The sequence below is a fragment of the Paenibacillus silvestris genome (assembly GCF_009882985.1).
GTDB classification, from domain to species: domain Bacteria; phylum Bacillota; class Bacilli; order Paenibacillales; family NBRC-103111; genus Paenibacillus_E; species Paenibacillus_E silvestris.
In genome coordinates, this window is sequence record NZ_WTUZ01000036.1 from 91,790 (window position 1) to 108,196 (window position 16,407).

At 48.6% G+C, this 16,407-nt stretch carries 12 protein-coding genes; 1 reads left to right on the forward strand and 11 read right to left on the reverse strand.

What is annotated here, in order from left to right:
• Positions 1-128: 128 nt before the first annotated feature.
• From GQF01_RS27570 to GQF01_RS27605, 8 genes are all read right to left on the reverse strand, one after another.
• A complete protein-coding gene (locus tag GQF01_RS27570) occupies positions 129-1,046 on the reverse strand; it encodes an aldo/keto reductase (RefSeq protein ID WP_161410164.1) in 918 nt (305 codons plus the stop codon).
• A gap of 111 nt (positions 1,047-1,157) precedes the next feature.
• Positions 1,158-1,913: a DeoR/GlpR family DNA-binding transcription regulator gene (locus GQF01_RS27575; protein WP_161410165.1), complete on the reverse strand. Its 756-nt coding sequence runs from the start codon at positions 1,911-1,913 to the stop codon at positions 1,158-1,160.
• 21 nt (positions 1,914-1,934) lie between these two features.
• A complete protein-coding gene (locus GQF01_RS27580; protein ID WP_161410166.1) occupies positions 1,935-2,486 on the reverse strand; it encodes a D-lyxose/D-mannose family sugar isomerase in 552 nt (183 codons plus the stop codon).
• Positions 2,487-2,489: 3 nt separating this feature from the next.
• Positions 2,490-3,710 (reverse strand): carbohydrate kinase family protein, encoded by a 1,221-nt coding sequence (locus GQF01_RS27585; protein ID WP_161410167.1) that lies wholly within the window; start codon positions 3,708-3,710, stop codon positions 2,490-2,492.
• A 2-nt stretch (positions 3,711-3,712) separates the two neighbouring features.
• Positions 3,713-4,870: a Gfo/Idh/MocA family protein gene (locus GQF01_RS27590; RefSeq protein ID WP_161410168.1), complete on the reverse strand. Its 1,158-nt coding sequence runs from the start codon at positions 4,868-4,870 to the stop codon at positions 3,713-3,715.
• Positions 4,871-4,897: 27 nt separating this feature from the next.
• Complete coding sequence (locus tag GQF01_RS27595) at positions 4,898-5,734, reverse strand: class I fructose-bisphosphate aldolase (protein ID WP_161410169.1); 837 nt, start codon at positions 5,732-5,734, stop codon at positions 4,898-4,900.
• A gap of 120 nt (positions 5,735-5,854) precedes the next feature.
• The gene (locus GQF01_RS27600) at positions 5,855-6,703 is read right to left on the reverse strand and encodes a thermonuclease family protein (protein ID WP_235960559.1); all 849 of its coding nucleotides are present in this window, start codon (positions 6,701-6,703) and stop codon (positions 5,855-5,857) included.
• 141 nt (positions 6,704-6,844) lie between these two features.
• Positions 6,845-8,221, reverse strand: coding sequence for an MFS transporter (locus tag GQF01_RS27605; RefSeq protein WP_161410171.1), 1,377 nt, complete (start codon positions 8,219-8,221; stop codon positions 6,845-6,847).
• A 118-nt stretch (positions 8,222-8,339) separates the two neighbouring features.
• Here GQF01_RS27605 and GQF01_RS27610 point away from each other — a divergent pair, with 118 nt between their 5' ends.
• Positions 8,340-8,684 carry an ArsR/SmtB family transcription factor gene (locus GQF01_RS27610; protein ID WP_161410172.1) on the forward strand — a complete coding sequence of 115 codons (345 nt, stop codon included), beginning with the start codon at positions 8,340-8,342 and terminating at the stop codon, positions 8,682-8,684.
• Between the two features lie 471 nt (positions 8,685-9,155).
• On the opposite strand, the gene GQF01_RS27615 is transcribed toward GQF01_RS27610, so the two are convergent.
• From GQF01_RS27615 to GQF01_RS27625, 3 genes are read right to left on the reverse strand one after another with little or no spacing between them, the layout of a single operon-like run.
• Positions 9,156-11,888, reverse strand: coding sequence for an alpha-mannosidase (locus GQF01_RS27615; RefSeq protein WP_161410173.1), 2,733 nt, complete (start codon positions 11,886-11,888; stop codon positions 9,156-9,158).
• Between the two features lie 3 nt (positions 11,889-11,891).
• The gene (locus GQF01_RS27620) at positions 11,892-15,047 is read right to left on the reverse strand and encodes a beta-galactosidase (protein WP_161410174.1); all 3,156 of its coding nucleotides are present in this window, start codon (positions 15,045-15,047) and stop codon (positions 11,892-11,894) included.
• Positions 15,044-16,363 (reverse strand): glycoside hydrolase family 125 protein, encoded by a 1,320-nt coding sequence (locus GQF01_RS27625; protein ID WP_161410175.1) that lies wholly within the window; start codon positions 16,361-16,363, stop codon positions 15,044-15,046. The genes GQF01_RS27620 and GQF01_RS27625 overlap by 4 nt, the downstream gene beginning before the upstream one ends.
• Between the last annotated feature and the right edge of the window lie 44 nt (positions 16,364-16,407).

Genomic DNA, 16,407 nt, shown 5'->3' on the forward strand with positions numbered 1-16,407 from the left:
TAGACAGCTCCATTCTTCAAAGTAATCTATAGTTCACCATTATGACCCAAAAACCTTCTTCTTCTCTTCGTTATCATGCAAAAAAAGACCCCCAGCACACGCTGGAAGTCTTTCATTGATACTAATCCCTATGGAAGCACATTGCCTGCAGCACGATAAATCTCATACCATTCCTGACGTGTCAAATGGACATCGCCCGCTTTGCAGCAATCTAATAGACGGTTAATGTTCATCGTGCCAGTAACTGGCTGCATCCGCGCTGGGTGGCGTAATAACCATGCGATGGCAATCGTCGTATTGCTCACTTCGTATTTTTCCGCGATCTCATCAATTTTCAGATTCAGCTCGGGGAACTTCTCGTTGTCAAGGAATACGCCTTCGAAGAATCCGTATTGGAATGGTGACCAAGGCTGAATCGTGATGTCGTTCAGTCTGCAATAATCCAGCACATTGCCGTCACGGTTCACAGCGGATTCATTCAGCATATTCACATTCATGCCATTGGAAATCATTGTGGAGTTCGTGATGCTTAATTGCAATTGGTTGGCTACTAGCGGCTGCTTAACCGATTTCTTCAACAATTGAATTTGCATAGGCGTTTGGTTGGAAACACCGAAATGTCTAACTTTCCCTGAACTTTCAAGAAGATCAAACGCTTCGGCAACCTCTTCCGGTTCTACTAAAGCATCTGGGCGATGCAAAAGCAGAATGTCCAAATAATCGGTTTTCAGGCGCTTCAGGATATTGTCTACGGATTCCAAAATATGTTCTTTCGAGAAATCGAACATCCCTTTGCGGATACCGCATTTGGATTGCAGAATGATTTTCTCACGAATATCATCGTTCATATGAATGGCCTCGGAGAAAATCTCTTCACAAGTGCCCCCACCGTAAATATCTGCATGGTCAAAGAAATTGGCCCCTGCATCCAGCGCTGACTGGACGAAACGTTCCGCCTCATTTTTTTCCAATGAATTAATCCTCATACAGCCTACTGCAATAACCGGAACTTCTAAGCTGCTTGTACCAAGTTTCATCGTTCTCATTGCGTTAAACATCCTCCTTCAAGGCTTCCAACTTATTCATGCGTTTATGTAACACTCCTATTGTCACACATTAGGCTAGTAGTTTTCAAGAACTGCGGTTACTAAGTAATTTTAAGTAATTGTTATTTCTACAGCTGCTTCCTTAAACGCCTCGATTAATGCTGCATCGGGGGCTTGATCCGTAACAATACGGTTAACGGCATTCAGATTCGCGAATGAAAATAAATCCTGTTTACCGAACTTCGAATGATCCATAACCATCATAGTTTCGGCTGCCTGGTTTATGACAAGACGCTTAATCTCAGCCTCGTACATATTGGAATTGCTATACCCATGTTTAGCTGTTACACCGGTCGTTCCAATGAAAGCCTTGTTGAATGCCAGCTTGGTCAACGCTTCAATAGCAACGGGTCCTACTAAGGTTGAAGTTTGGTCTACTAACATGCCGCCGATCACGATTGTCGATATCTGCTTACCTTGCAGCTCTGCAGCTATATTGAGCGCATTCGTTACAACCGTAATATTCAGGCTCGGCTGTATATATCTAGCGACTTGCAAGGTTGTCGAGCCTCCATCGAGGAAGATGGCATCTCCCGGCTGAATCAGCTGAGCCGCTACCTGACCGATCCGCTTCTTCTCTTCCAGATTAACGCCTGTCCGTTCATGCAAGGCGATATCATGGCCGACGAATATCGCGCCACCGAACGTTCGCTTGATGTGCCCCCACTGTTCGAGCTTCTCCATATCTCTGCGCAGCGTCATCTCGGTAACGTCGAACATCTCTTTCAATTCCGCAAGTCTCACTTCACCTTGAACAGCCATGTGATCCAGAATCAGCTGCTGCCGGGGATTAATTGGGTTGTGCATGTTAAAGCCTCCGTCTTCTACTTATGCCTCTTCTTCCATGAGCGGCGTCCTTATGATGCGAGGATCTGTAAAAAGATCATACTCATCTCGACTGGTGCTGGAAAATTCCGAAATGACCGCTACGTCGTCTCCTGCTTGAAACCAGTGCTTGATCCCAGGGTTTATTGTATATTGCTCACCAGGATGCAATTCTATTTCGTGAAAAACCGAATAGTAAGCTTCACTTCCTGCGGGGATTATCGCTTTCAGGCTACCCGCCGCCGCGTCGCCATCCACATACAGAAAAACTTTTCCGCGGCGGCAGCGGAACGTCTCCATTTTACCGGGATCCTCACCTACTGGTGGATGTAAGTGCTCTGGACAGGTTTGCCGTGGAAAAAGAACCAGTTCTTTGGCGCAATACCGATCTGTATTGATATAGGTCACTAATTCAAGCCCCTGTACATCCAATTGCTCGAGACCGAAATCAGCTACTTCAATATTCCTAGCTTCCTCTTCCGTCAGCACAATGCCGCTTTCTTTCAGAATCTGTGCAGCCCGCGACTGTGCTTGACTGATTTCACTTTTCTTCATCGCTTATCGGCCCCCTTCGGCTATCTTATGATGTGGTCCAATCCAAATCTGATCACCATTCATTGTCCAATTCGCCAAATCCAGCTTCATTTCACGCTGCTTCCATCCGTTATCCATCCGTTCCCAAACCTTGCTCCCATGGGGAATGCCGCTGACAGCGTCCGCCTGCTCCACATTAAACGCGCCGACACCTACTGCGGTCTGGAGTGTCTTTTCTAGCTCGAACCCTTGCAACAGACCATATATAAAACCCGCAATTGTACAATCGCCTGCTCCTGTAGTACCTACAGCGTCAACGTGGAAACACGAAACGATCATCTCGCTGTCCAGCCAATTGGCTTGCAGCTCTTTCGAAAGCAAACAGGGTCCGATCGCAGATAAGCGGCTAACTTCCTTGGTCGTACGCACGTATAGGCCATGTTCTCCAAGCTTCAAGCCAACAACGGCGGCTCCCATTTCCAGCAGCTCTTCAGCTAGTTCGGAAAGGAAATCTCCTGTCGCATAAGTCAGCAAATCCCCTGAACCAACCTCTTTCATCCATATTTCGTACCGATCCCGATGCAGCATGTAAACAATCTCTTCAAAGCTAGGCAAACATATATCTACATACGGCAAGGCTCCGGTTAAAATACTGCGCCAATCCGCACAGCCAGCCTCCGTCTCCGGATCTGGTTTGGCCAAGTCAAGAGATACCGTTAGTCCTTGTTCCTTGACCTTTTTTAATAACAAGATCAGCTCTTCCCCGGTGTTCATATACATGCTGCGCATGAGCGGCGGATAACCGAAATGAAATATACGAGCCCCCAGCAGCTGCTCAGTTCTAAGATCATCGGCCGAATAGGTATCGTTTGCCCCTGTCGCATGCAGAAAGATACGATCCGTCTGCGGAGGACTAATTACAATTGTATAGGAGCTGCTTGCATCCGGACTTATAATCATACCCTCTGTTAACGTCGGACTGTACTTATTCAAGATGGAAAGGATCGTCTCGCCAAATAAATCTTGGCCCACTTTCCCCATCAAACTTACTTGACAGCCAAGCTGATGCAGAGCAATTCCCGTATTGGATACCGCGCCGCCTGTCGAGATAACGGCTTTGCCGACATCCACAAGTTTGCCGGGAACGAACAACGCATCCATTCTTGCCGGTTTGCCATGAATCGTGGGAATAATATCCAAACAAATATGTCCGGCTACAATCACTTCCGCTTGGCGCCCGCTCAAGATTAGTTCCTCCAGTCGATGGCCATCGTTTGGCCTGTTCGATTCGATGCCAGGGCAGCGGTAAAAATCATGTGACTGCTGCCCGCTTCCTCTGGTGTGACACAGTAGAAAGGCTGTGTAGGGGACGGGTGATGTACCAGCTCATCACAAAAGGCAGCCCACATCTGCAAAATAGAATCGGAGAAGCCAAATTCAAATATGCCTCCCGTTATCGTACTATACGCTGACTTATAAGGCGCATCCGCGACATGCCAAGCTTGAACTCCGCCTGGCGTATAGGGCAAATAAGCGACCTGCTTCGGGTTTTTCGTCGTAAACTCGGCCGAGAATTCGGTCCCTGTTATGCGAATAAACCATGTGTTCGCGTGGCCTGGCGCGATTCGTTTCATCGACAGCACCATTGGGAACTGCTGACTCTCTGTTCGCACATCACAGGCGAGTATAGCATTGTCCCAAGTCTCACATGGGACCCTATTTCCCTGTCCGTCTGGACGGTTCGGCACGATGTTAGACAACAGTGCCCGAACGGTTTGGGGCTTCCAGCCAAAACGCATCGGAAGATGCAGCACATGCATGCCCAAATCGCCCATGCATCCATACTCCCCGTTCGTAGCGATTCTTCGCTTCCAGTTGATAGGCTTCGAGGGGTCCAGATCGCTGGAGTGCCAAAATCCCGCCTCCACTTCGATGATTTGACCGAATTTATGAGCCTCCACCCAGGCCACAAGCTGCTGGGCTCCCGGGAAAAATGGAAATTCCGAAGAACATCTCACAATCACATTCGGGTTATCTGCGATGGCTTGCTGAATCCGCTCATTCGCTTCTTGATCGATGCCGAACGGCTTTTCGCCTAATAAATGTTTGCCTGCCTTGATAATATCAACATAAATTTGAGCATGCAGGTTATGCGGAACTGCGCAATAAATAGCATCAACCCTCGGGTTGGCAAGAAGCTCTTTGTAATCCGTGCAGGCTTCTTCCACGCTGGGTACATGCTCTTGAAACCACGCCGTTGCTGCAGGGTTGGCATCACACACAGCTACAATGCTTGGGGCAAAATCAACTTCTGTCAAATGACACCAACGAGCCGCGGCACTTGCAAATTCTTTGCCCATGAGCCCGCAGCCGATCACACCGAAACGAATGATTGTTTTTGCCATGCAGACATTCTCCTTTGATAACAATATCTAGCGGTTTAACCGTGCTAGTGCTTGTTCGGCGGTTGCTTCATGATGAACAATGGACATCAAAGCTTGGGTCATGCCTGCAGGATTCGGATGCTGGACGACGTTGCGGCCATATACGATGCCTGAAGCACCTTGTTTCATTAGCTCAACCGTTCGCGTCATGATCTCTTCATCGCTTGCCCGGCCTCCTCCGCGTACGAGTACTGGAATCCCGGAAGCAATCTCGATCACCCGCGCGTATTCCTCGACATGCTCACAGGGATCTGCTTTGATCACATCCGCGCCCAGCTCAACCGCCTGTCTGACGAGAGGCATAATTTTGTGGATATCTCCATCAACCATGTAGCCGCCCTTATCCGCGTTCGCCATCATGACGAGTGGTTCCACCATCAAAGGCATGGCATACTTCTCACACGCCGTTTTGAGGAGCGCAATATTTTTCACACATTGGTGATGAAGTTCTGGCTGATTCGGTAAAAGCAATAAATTGACGCAGACGGACACGGCATCCATCCGAACGGCCTGTTCAATCGCGTTATGTATGAGTTCGCTGAATAAGAAATGAGGCAGCACGTTTCCATAGACATTAGCTGCATCTGCACGCAGAACTAGCCCCGGCTTCTGGCTTCCTGGAATCGATTGGAGATGCCGCGCCTGACCGATGCTGAGCTGAATACAATTCGGACCTGCTTCTACGATGGTTTCAATCGCTTTCTTCACATTCTCAATGCCAGATAGAAACGTCATTTCATTGAAAAATCCGTGATCAATAGCAACATCAAAACATTTCCCCTGCTTGCTGAACATACGGTTCAGTCTTGGTTTTAGAAAAGACATCTTCATGACTCACTCCTTTTAATGTTATTTTATAACACGTAATGTTCGTTTACAACAACTAATAGTAATAAAAAGAGCAGCATCTGCTGCCCTTTCTTGCCATTCTGAAGCTTGCCCGCATCACTTCTCACAAGCCACCCCATCGTTATCCCTATCGAGTTTGGAACTATATCCTGGTTGACCTCTGTGGATATTATACGCGCCGGCAGCTTTGGCTTCCGTACAGTTGTTATAATAAACGTTTGATTCTTTCGTAGCCGTTGGCTTCGGGGTTGGTGAAGGTGCAGCTGTCGGCTTTGCTGTCGGAGTAGCCGTCGGAGCTGCTGATGCACTTGGTTTGGCTTTCACGACATTTTCATGATACCCATCCTCTTGGGCGTAGTTCTCTACACTCCAAATGTTGACCCCTTTTAGTTGCGCTGCCTTCTGGATGTCACGAAACTTATCGACATATTTGACATTCGGCGGGTAGATATAGGCTACTCTGGCGTACCCATTTTCGAGCAGCATTTCATTGAACATTTTATCCCCTATGTATAAATAGCAAAGCAACCTACCATACTTATCCCGCTCGGATACGTCTAATTCCAGACGCACCTCTTTATCCGTTAACGTATCCTTTGCAAATTTGGAAGCTTCCAGAGCAAATGGTTGAACGGGTTTCTCCGGGTCTACACTCTCAGGCGTATCGACCAATAATAATCGGATTGTCTCCTCTTTTACTTTTCCCGATTCATTAAATGAAACTTTCATGGTATCCCCATCGACTACTCGCACGATCTTCGCTGGTATTAACTTCGCGTTGGATGGTTCTGGTGAAGCGGTTGGTGCTGATGTAACTGTTGGTACTGCACTCGGTGATGGCGTGGCAGCGGTACGAATCGCTGTTTCTTGCGAACATCCTGTAACCATGAAAACGATCGAAACCATAGTACTTATAAGAACCTTTTTAAACTTTTCATACAGCATTTGAAGACCTCCAAGTATGACTGATCTATACGACTTCGCCATTATAACAAATAGTGGGAGTAGAAAATACCACTCACATACAAAAAGGTTGGTCCTTAGTCTTAGTAGACCAATGGACCAACCTTATTTTTCTAAAGAATGTTAGGCAGGCTGTGCTGCTTTTCTCCAAGTAGACCGCAGGTAAGCAATCGCACACACGATGGCTAGAATCACAATCAGCGTAAGGCCCCAGTAAATATTGCTGTAAGCATGCGCTAGTGGGAGATCCTTCTGCCAAACAAGGGCACTAGCCGTTGCGGCAACTCCAAATGCACCGCTGAAAAATTGCAGAAGCTGAAACAACCCAAGTCCAGATGCGATCTGGGATGGAAGCAGCAATCTCGACATTTCATTGGAGATACTGCTCGTTAAGATCGTATAGCTTACGCTCATTAACATGTAGATGATCATAATGGAATAGAACGAAATGCCCTCGAACAAAGCGAAAAGGATCACGGATGCCAGAAGAAGCAGCGGCGTATAACGGATGATTGAGCTATTGCCGCGCGAGTCAATGATACGACCGACTTTACGGGAAATGATCATCGCAAGAGCTGACCCAGGGAAAATGACCAAACCTGCTTGAATCGCAGTTAAGTGATACTGTTTAACAAGAATTTGCGGCATAAGGAACAGGGTTGCGAAGCTGCACAAATACGCGGCTACACCCACAGCGCCTAAAATAAGAAACGAACGATTCGCGAATAACGAAGGAAGTACGAAAGGATCTTTTGCCGATCGAATGCGCACTATAAAGAGAACTATCGAGACAAGCCCGGCTAAGAGCGCGATGATGGAATGGTTCGTTAAGAACAATAGAAGTCCAGTAGTACCTATACCAATAAACAATGCGCCTAGTGCATCGAAGGAGCCTTTGCGTGGTTCTTCTTTGGGAATCATCTTCATATAAAAAGGCACTAGCACCAAAGTTATGGCCGTCACGACAAACAACAGATGCCAGCCTAAAAATTCAACGATAAATCCGCCTACAACAGGTCCGAAGCCAAGGCCAAACGCGACCGATGACATGATCAAGGCCATCGCCTTACCCCGGCGTTCCAAAGGAATGTAACGGGATAATAATACTAATGCCAAGGCTGGAATTGAACCCGCTCCGGAGGCTTGAAGAATGCGGACAATGAGCAGTACAGCAAAGCTGTTGCTGAATAATCCCATGATGGCCCCGATACTTAGCGACAAGATTCCGATGACGAAAAGTCTCCGTATAGGAACGAAATCGGCAAGCCGACTATAAGTAATAGATGAGATCGCGAATACAATGGAATAACCTGTTACGATCCATGAAGTGGATGCCGCTGTGAGTTTGAAGTCTTTGGCCACATCTGGTAATGCTAAGTTGAACATCATCGTGTTCATGATGACAAGTACAATCGTTAATCCGAGCAGAAAGAGAACGACTCCTTCTTTTTTAATACCATTACTCTCTTGTTCATTGTTTCTCTCCTGTATCTTTTGCATGGCGTAAATTCGCCTCCTCATCCAATTTAATAATTCGATAATTATCGAACAATAGAATAATAACATGAGTTATGCTATAATACAATCGTCAACCCGAAATAAATAAGGGGGCTCTAGAATGAAACATTTACATCATCCAGATATCACAGACATTCATTTATCCACCGTACTCTATGCTTTGAGTGATCCTATCCGCTTATTTGTCGTCTCTGAGCTCAGCACGATGAGCGAGCAAGCTTGCGGCGACTTCCATGTTCCTGTTGTCAAATCAACCATGTCACACCACGCACGGACTTTAAGAGAAGCTGGTGTTGTGAATATTCGCGTCCAAGGGACGCAGCGGCTTGTATCGCTGCGAACGGAGGATTTAGAAATACGATTCCCTGGGCTGCTTACATCTATACTTGCTGCTTATGACGCTTCTGATGAGAAAAAACGGCTTTTTTGCCCGGAGCAGGGATAACTCCCGCTGGGGAATTGAGTGGGCGAAACCGTGAATAATGTAAGCGGACGCATGGCGGCGGTTACTTCGGTTAACCCCAAAGAGTGGATTGAAGGAGTGTAGATTGAATCGGCAGACTGGTCGGCAACTGAGGGGACGGCTGCTAAAGAGAACTGGTGGACAAGCCTATCTCCCGGTACTGACTTCTTATAAATAACGCCGAATTCTCCTGCTATTTCCCGCCGCTGATCCATTTTTACGGTAGTAACTGGAATTTCTACCGCTAATTCGATCAACTACTGGAAATTTCGCCTCCTGAAGCCGATTTAGATGGAGTTTCTACCGCTATTTCACTCAACAGGCCTACTCGGCACTGATTAACGGTAGATTTTCCAGTTATTCTGTCTAAGGCATTGGCCCGCTTCCCCGCGAAAGGGTAAATCCAAAAGGAGCTAAGCGCATAAAGCCGCTTAGCTCCTTTTCAGCCATTACTCAGCTAGAAACCCCAATCGTCACAATTTCACAAGGGCCAACCGGCAGAGTCAAACGACCAGCAGCATCCTTATCCAGACGCTCACCATGCTCCTCCAAGATCGTGCTCTTATAGAAATAGTAATACGGCGTATTCGCATTAAGCTTCAATTCAGCCGCTTGAGTTCTCATATTGTACCAACGCAGCAACAGATCGCCTGTGCCTTCATTCATCTTCAGCGAGGAGAATGCCAAGTCCCCGCCTTCCCATGCAAACGGTGAATATGTCGGAGCAATGCTTCCCGTGTGAACACCCGTCTGACTTAAAGTCCATGGGATTTGGAACTGGTAAGCCTCCGCATAAGCAGCAGTTTGCCTACTTGGCTCACCACTGTACGGAATGATTGCCATGCGAACCGTGTGCTCGCCTAGACACTGTGCTTCCGGCGTCGGGAACAAGCCCCAATCGCCAAGCTCGCCAACCGCACGAAGCAAGGTCACAGCAATCGTATTGCGTCCATCCTGCAGAACCTCGTATTCGTTCAGACCGAGATTCGCAACAACAAGGCCATCTCCCGCTTCACTAACATCAACAAAGGCTTGCTGATGCTGAGTATTGCTCGGATTTTCCCATTCCGCTGCCGGCTTATTGCCCCGCTGCGGGATTTCAAACATCGAGTCCACCTGGTGAACACTCGTGTTCAAATCCGTAGGGAAAAGCATCCGCAGACGATGATCTTTCGCCTGATTGTTGAATGTCGCTTCCATCTCTACTCCTTGTCCACCACGGCTCAAAGAGACAACCGTACGGATCGTCATAGGCACCATACGCGTGGAACGCTGCGCTTTACGATGCGGGAAGTAAACCAAATCGCGCTGCTCTTCATCCAGCTTCTCATCAGCTGACGCAGGAATCGCCCACTCGTGAATGATTTCGATTGCAGCCTGATAAGCCGTATCTTGCAGCACGCGAATTTGCGCGGCAGTCCCCTTCGTCGTAAGCGGTGTTTCGCCGTCCGGCTGTTTGTACATATACTCGTTACCGATATCGCCGGTATTCTCATATACACCCAAATCACGATACGTACGGCCACTCTTTTTATCCACAAGTGTGAACGATCCGTCGTCTGCAATTGCGATTTTCAGCACGGCATTTTCTAATACGCGCTCTCCCGCAAGTAGCGAAGACCCTGCAACTGTCGACTCCTTTTTCACCCAAGCATACGTTTTCAGACCTAAGGCAGGAACCTTCTCCGCCTCAAAAGTCAGCTTCACCTTGCGGCTCATATACGGCTGACGGAACTTGTCATCCGGCAAATCGTAGCCGAACTGCAATCCGAGATCTTCCACAGTGCAAGCAAGCTCAGTCCCCTGCTCGTCCACGAGTACACGTCCAGTGAGATCCACTTCCTTAGCAAGGCGGCTTGCTTCTTCGAGTTTATAGCCGTCACGGAAATACAGACGAAGCGCATCAAGCTCTAGAGTGACAACGCCCGTACGTTCCCAACCCGTCGTATTGAATACAACCACTGGCAAGGCATCCGCACCTATTTCCGCAAAGCTCGCAGTATCAACCGCTTCCGCAAGCGCGCGGGTGCTATCTTCTACAATCGCTTCCGCCACGTGCCTGCTTTTCTCGAAGCGAGTGACCATTTCGCGATGCACTTCATCTACACTGCACCCGCAAATACTGTCATGCGGATGGTTCTGCATGAGCGTTTTCCAAGCATAAGTGAATAGATGATGCGGGTATTTCTCCCCGACTCTAACGGCATGTGCGAAAGCAGCCAGTGGTTCAGCCACTTTCTCCAGCATCGCTTGCCCTAGCTGATTCATCTGTTTCAAATAAACACGCGCCGAAGCCGTGTTCACCAGCGTCGACCAACCATCCGTACGTTGGCTGCGAAGCTCGCCTTTTACGGTAGAAAGCTCATGTTTCAAAGAACGCTGAACAGATTGCAAATAATCATTAAAATTCGAATGAATAAATACCGTGTCCGGATACAGCTCACGTGCGGTTTGAATCGCTTCCGGCAAGTCAAGCTGGATCGGTTGATGATCGCAGCCATTCATGAAGAGCAATTCGCTTGTCGAAGCGTATTTCTCAGCATCGGACAGTTTCCGCTCCCAGTATGCCTTCGCTTCTTCCAGATCCACAGGAACTTCATTACCGTTCGAATACCAGTTGGCAAAAAGAATACCGAGAACCTTGGAACCATCCGGTCCTTCCCACATCAGCTCAGAGAATGATGATTCATAATCGCCATCAGAAACCGTATTGTTAAAGCCTGTAGGCTTGACCCCACGTCCGAATAGCGCATTCGTAATTCCAGATTGCTGCATCAATTGCGGCGTTTGACCGACAAGTCCAAATGTATCCGGGAAATAACCGATTTTGGCGACGGGGCCGTATTTTCTCGCATCCTGATGCCCAATCTGCATGTTGCGTACATTCGCTTCACCGCTCGTAAGGAAAGCATCCTGCAGAATATACCAAGGACCGATGATAATGCGGCCATCCTGGATATATTTCTCCAGTTTCCCCTTTTGATCGGGTCTAACTTGCAAGTAATCCTCTATAATAATCGTTTGACCATCCAAATAAAAACTGCGATAGTTCGGATCGTTATCTAATTTATCCAGCAAAGTGTCCACCAATTTAACAAGGCGAACATGATGCTTCTCGTAAGGTAAATACCATTCCCGATCCCAGTGTGTGTGGGAAATGATATGAGCTGTTCTTTTGGCGCTCATGGCTTAGCTCCTCTCAATTTGAACTTCTTCAGGTCGGTACACGGAAATAATTTCACCCTCAGAATTTGCTGCAAAGAGCACGGAGCGCTCTTTCTCCAAGGTGAAGGTATAGGTGGCCCCGCTATCCGTATCTGTCACTTCAATGTCCGCGTCCCAGGCGAACTCGGATACAAATACATACAAGAAACCGTCCTTGTATCGCAGCTTCCTTCCATATACGCCAGCGATATCGCCGCCTTGCTTCCATTGCAAGCCGCTGTCACAGCCTGCTGCTTGAATCGCGTAGCGATAAAGCTCAAGCACGGTGTCCGTCCGTTCGTTCAGCTCAACGGGAAGCGGACTCCAAATCAGCTTGCCTTCTCCAAGCGGAATCTCGATGACCGCATCTCCCCGGCCGCCGTCTCCAGCGAGTGAACCCGCGCTCGATGTGCGCACTTCCTTCGCCACCTCGGCAATGCGGCGTTGGCCATAAGATACCGGTAGCTTAACGCCTTGCAGCAGCAGCATTTCTTCCCGGCGCACATTCTGAAGCTCCGCTTCTCCTAGTACATCGGTTAAGCGTGATGCTGGATGCCAATACGCATCAAGGCTTAACGGACCCGTTGCAAGCAGCGTGGCTCCCGTTGTCTTGACGATATCTAGCAGCTTGTGCCACGCCTGCTCATCGATATTATGCGCGCTCGGAAGCACAATCAGCTTCGGCGGTTGGTCCATGAGCACATCCAGATGATACTCCGAAGCCGCTCGCAGCGGCATATTCATCTGGTACGTTAGCACGCGAATCATTCGCGTAGTTGCATCGAACGCCAATTTCCGGTTCGAGAAATCGTTCGAATAAGGGAAAATCGCGACGATGTCTTCAAGTGCCCGCTCCTTGAATAAGTCTCTGATTTCGGCCATAAAACGTCCGAAATCATAAGAAACATCAGCTTCCGGCTTCTCCGTGCCGTCCGCCCGAAGCGCACCAATATGCGATTCGTTCGCATTATCCATATAGAAGTTCGTATTCCAAATCCAGTGAATGGCGCCAGCGCCGCCGGTAGCGAATGCGTAGGCATACTTGCGTTCCAGCATGCTCCGCAGTTCATTCTCCGAACGTTTGGCGCGTCCATCAGGCGTCTCTACGTACATAATTCCTGTTTCTTGTATGACATTAGGCTTGTTATGTGTTTTGGCAAAAATACCGTCCCAAACGAGGTTGTCGTTCAACCACCACGAATGAACAGTCGTATAGTCGACGGCTTCCTGGTAAAAGAACGGCGAAGGCCGCTGCGCACCAAGCGCCTCGTCCTGTCCAACCACGACAAGGTGATTCGGACAAATTTCCTTAATTGTATCGTAAAGTTCCTTCGCCCAGCGATTATGCATATCCATCGAGAATAAGCAGTAATCGAGCCAGCGGGTTCCTTTTTTGGCACGGTGCATATCCTGCACATCAAAGTTGATTTCGTCGGCTTCAGGAATAACAGCCGCTTCGAAGCTCGGGAGCTGTTGCGGCGACATATTCCACCGCTCTTGCAGGAGCGTAATGCTTTCATGCCGCTGCTTGAGCCACGCTGTGAATGCGGTCTGCTCGAAAGCATCCCGACTGGAACGAGGTCCATTCGAGAAGATCTGCGCTGGATCGAACATCGAAGGCTCATTGATCAGGTCCCAATCCACGTGCGTAGACTCACGGTGACGCGACACAATGGAGCGAATAAACCGCTTCTGAGCTTCTACGCTTTGGGGATCCAAATACGGATTGACGCCTTCCCAAGTCTCCGGTGTAAAGGAGAAGAAGGTAAACGTCACCTGCAAATTGTGCTTTTTAGCCGTCAAGAAGAAGGCATCGATTGCTCTCAGCACTTCTTCGGAAGCATGACCATCTACCTGCATAACGTTACGGTATGCCGTCCAAATGCCCGTACGAATCCAGTTAATGCCCGCTTTCGCCATCTGAGCCATATCGCGGTCCCATACGTCCGCGTTCGGCAGGAACAAAAATTTGCGAGCGACGTCGGAGGTCATATACGTCATGCCGACTACAGGCAGCGGATGCCCGTCTTTGAAGAAATAATCGCGATCACAGGTAATCGGATTGCCCTCGGCTAGGAGAATGGGATCATGTCCCCAAAAACCTTGGCGAAGTGCACGTTTCTCTCCATCTTCAGCCTCGGCCACGCACGTTACACGATACAAACCGCGCTCAATCGTCAATGGCACTGGAATTCGCACAAGATTGAATTCCTTGTTAACAGCAGCTGTCACATGATGTGTCCAGCTGGCCCCAGCGCCATCTTCGCGCTCTACCGTTAGATCAAACTTCCATGCTTGAGAAAGGCCTTTGACTTCCGTTCCGGAATCTGTCCCGGTCCTTCCCATCAGCTGTGTTTGAAGCGTCAGCACCGCATGCTCGCCAGGCTCATAGCTGGCATAATTCGGCTTGATCGACAGCTCCGTTACCCCTTTTGCACAAAATGCGGCCCACGCGAGCAAAGCCTCTGCTCCGCCATCATGCCAGAACCCCTCGCTGAGCGGAACATTGACAAATAGCCAACGCGAACCCACAAAATCACCGCGAGAATTCTCCCATAGAACAACAGGTGCTGCAACTTCGCGGCCTTCCTTGGAGACGCCCTTCAGGAGAGGATGAATCTGCGTGCTCATCGTCCCAGCTGCACCCATTTGATGCGGCAAATCGCTGTTGCGCGTCGTATGCGGCACCATGTTCCATGTGTCTGCGGCCGCGAATAACGATTCTTGTCCCTTCAGAAGCGGCAAAGTTTCTAATGCCGCATAGCTGACAATCGGGCTCGACTCGACTCGAAGCATCTCATGGATGAAGAGCTGCTGATGATACGCGGTTTGTTCCGTTTCCACCTGCCAGCCGTCAGCCTCGCGGCGAACTGGCCGTTTGAAGGCTGCGCCGCCGACGCTTAGAAGTCCGCCCCCGCGCTTCAAGAAGGCTAGGATTTCCTGCCAAGCGGATTTTGGGAAATACGGAGCGTGCAGATTAACGAAGCACCCTCCTTCCGCTTGCCGAAGCACTTCAGCAAGAGAATCCGCATTGGCAAGGATTGCTCCTTGCTCTGCCAGCTTTGCCGTCCGAACTTCCATTGAAGCACTGATCGGAAAATCCGAATCATAGAAAATAACGACAGGACGACTCCGAATCATAGCAAGCCTTCCTTCATCGCTTTATATACGAGCTGGGAGAACAGACTGTTCGACCAAGCGAACCATTTGCGTGTGAAAATGGTTGGATCATCGACATGAAAACCTTCATGCATAAAGCCGGTGTCTGCATCCGTCGCTTCGAGCATAGCGATCATCGCTATCTTCTCTTCGGCTGTCGAGGCCGTAATTCCTTGCATGGATAATGCCATATGCCAAATATAATTATCCGGTGTATGCGGACTGCCGATCCCTTTCGCTACTTTCCCTTCGAAATAGAACGGATTTTCCTTACTAAGCGCGAATCGTCTTGTATTCTGATAGATCGGATCATCAGCAGATACATAACCCAAATACGGAATCGACATAAGTCCAGGTGTACCCGCGTCATCCATCAAACAGTAATTGCCGAAGCCATCCGTTTCGTAAGCATAGATTGGCCCAAACTCCGGATGGCGATAAATGCCATAGAGTTTAATTCCGTGATCGATATCCGCTTCCAGCGCTTTCAGCTCATTCAGGAAGTCGATATCCCGGAACACCCACTCCGCGAATTCTTGCATATGACGCAAAGCAACGACCGCGAACATATTCGCAGGTACGTTGTAATGGAAATCGCAAGCATCATCACTGGAGCGGAAACCAGACCAGACCATACCGGTATAATTCACAGGCATCCCCAGCCCGTTATTGCGCAGTGAATCCGTCGGAATACCGTTATTTCGCGTAAAACGATAAGGAGATTGCTCGAAGTGATGCTGTTCCGTCTTGAAGAGCTCAAAGATTTTGATCATTGCAGCTTTAAAGCCGGCATCGAAGATATCCGTTAGCTCTGTTTCCTTCCAATAGGCGTAAGCTAGACGCATCGAGAAGCACAGGGAATCGAGTTCAAATTTCCGTTCCCACACCCATGGTGACATCTCAGTCTTATCTGCTTTGTTCCAATGCCAATCGTTCGCCGATTCGTTAAACGCATTGGCATAAGGGTCAATATGAATATATTGCATATGCCTTTTAATTAACCCGCTAAGAATGCGCTGAAGATCTGGATCATTTTTGGCAAACGGCACATAATGCATCACCTGTTCAACGGAATCGCGCAGCCATGAAGCAGGGATATCTCCCGTAATAACGAAAGTCGTTCCGTCCTCCATCAGCTTCGTTGTCGTCTCCAGCGTGTTCGGGAAACAGTTTTTAAATAATTGCAAAAGCTTAGGACGATGCGCCAGCTTCTCTTCGGCTTCCGCTAATACCTCTTGAATCGCCTGTGGCAATTCCAGCTTTGGCATTGGAATTTTCGGCAGTCTGAATTGTTCCATGGTAAGTCCTCCAAAATCGTTATGATTAACAAATGTTGTATGAA

Excerpts from the sequence above, each read along its gene's own strand:
- GQF01_RS27600 (WP_235960559.1), bottom strand. The coding sequence starts at position 6,703 with ATGCTGTATGAAAAGTTTAAAAAGGTTCTTATAAGTACTATGGTTTCG.
- GQF01_RS27595 (WP_161410169.1), bottom strand. The coding sequence starts at position 5,734 with ATGTCTTTTCTAAAACCAAGACTGAACCGTATGTTCAGCAAGCAGGGG.
- GQF01_RS27570 (WP_161410164.1), bottom strand. The coding sequence starts at position 1,046 with ATGAGAACGATGAAACTTGGTACAAGCAGCTTAGAAGTTCCGGTTATT.
- GQF01_RS27615 (WP_161410173.1), bottom strand. The coding sequence starts at position 11,888 with ATGAGCGCCAAAAGAACAGCTCATATCATTTCCCACACACACTGGGAT.
- GQF01_RS27605 (WP_161410171.1), bottom strand. The coding sequence starts at position 8,221 with ATGCAAAAGATACAGGAGAGAAACAATGAACAAGAGAGTAATGGTATT.
- GQF01_RS27590 (WP_161410168.1), bottom strand. The coding sequence starts at position 4,870 with ATGGCAAAAACAATCATTCGTTTCGGTGTGATCGGCTGCGGGCTCATG.
- GQF01_RS27620 (WP_161410174.1), bottom strand. The coding sequence starts at position 15,047 with ATGATTCGGAGTCGTCCTGTCGTTATTTTCTATGATTCGGATTTTCCG.
- GQF01_RS27625 (WP_161410175.1), bottom strand. The coding sequence starts at position 16,363 with ATGGAACAATTCAGACTGCCGAAAATTCCAATGCCAAAGCTGGAATTG.
- GQF01_RS27610 (WP_161410172.1), top strand. The coding sequence starts at position 8,340 with ATGAAACATTTACATCATCCAGATATCACAGACATTCATTTATCCACC.
- GQF01_RS27575 (WP_161410165.1), bottom strand. The coding sequence starts at position 1,913 with ATGCACAACCCAATTAATCCCCGGCAGCAGCTGATTCTGGATCACATG.
- GQF01_RS27580 (WP_161410166.1), bottom strand. The coding sequence starts at position 2,486 with ATGAAGAAAAGTGAAATCAGTCAAGCACAGTCGCGGGCTGCACAGATT.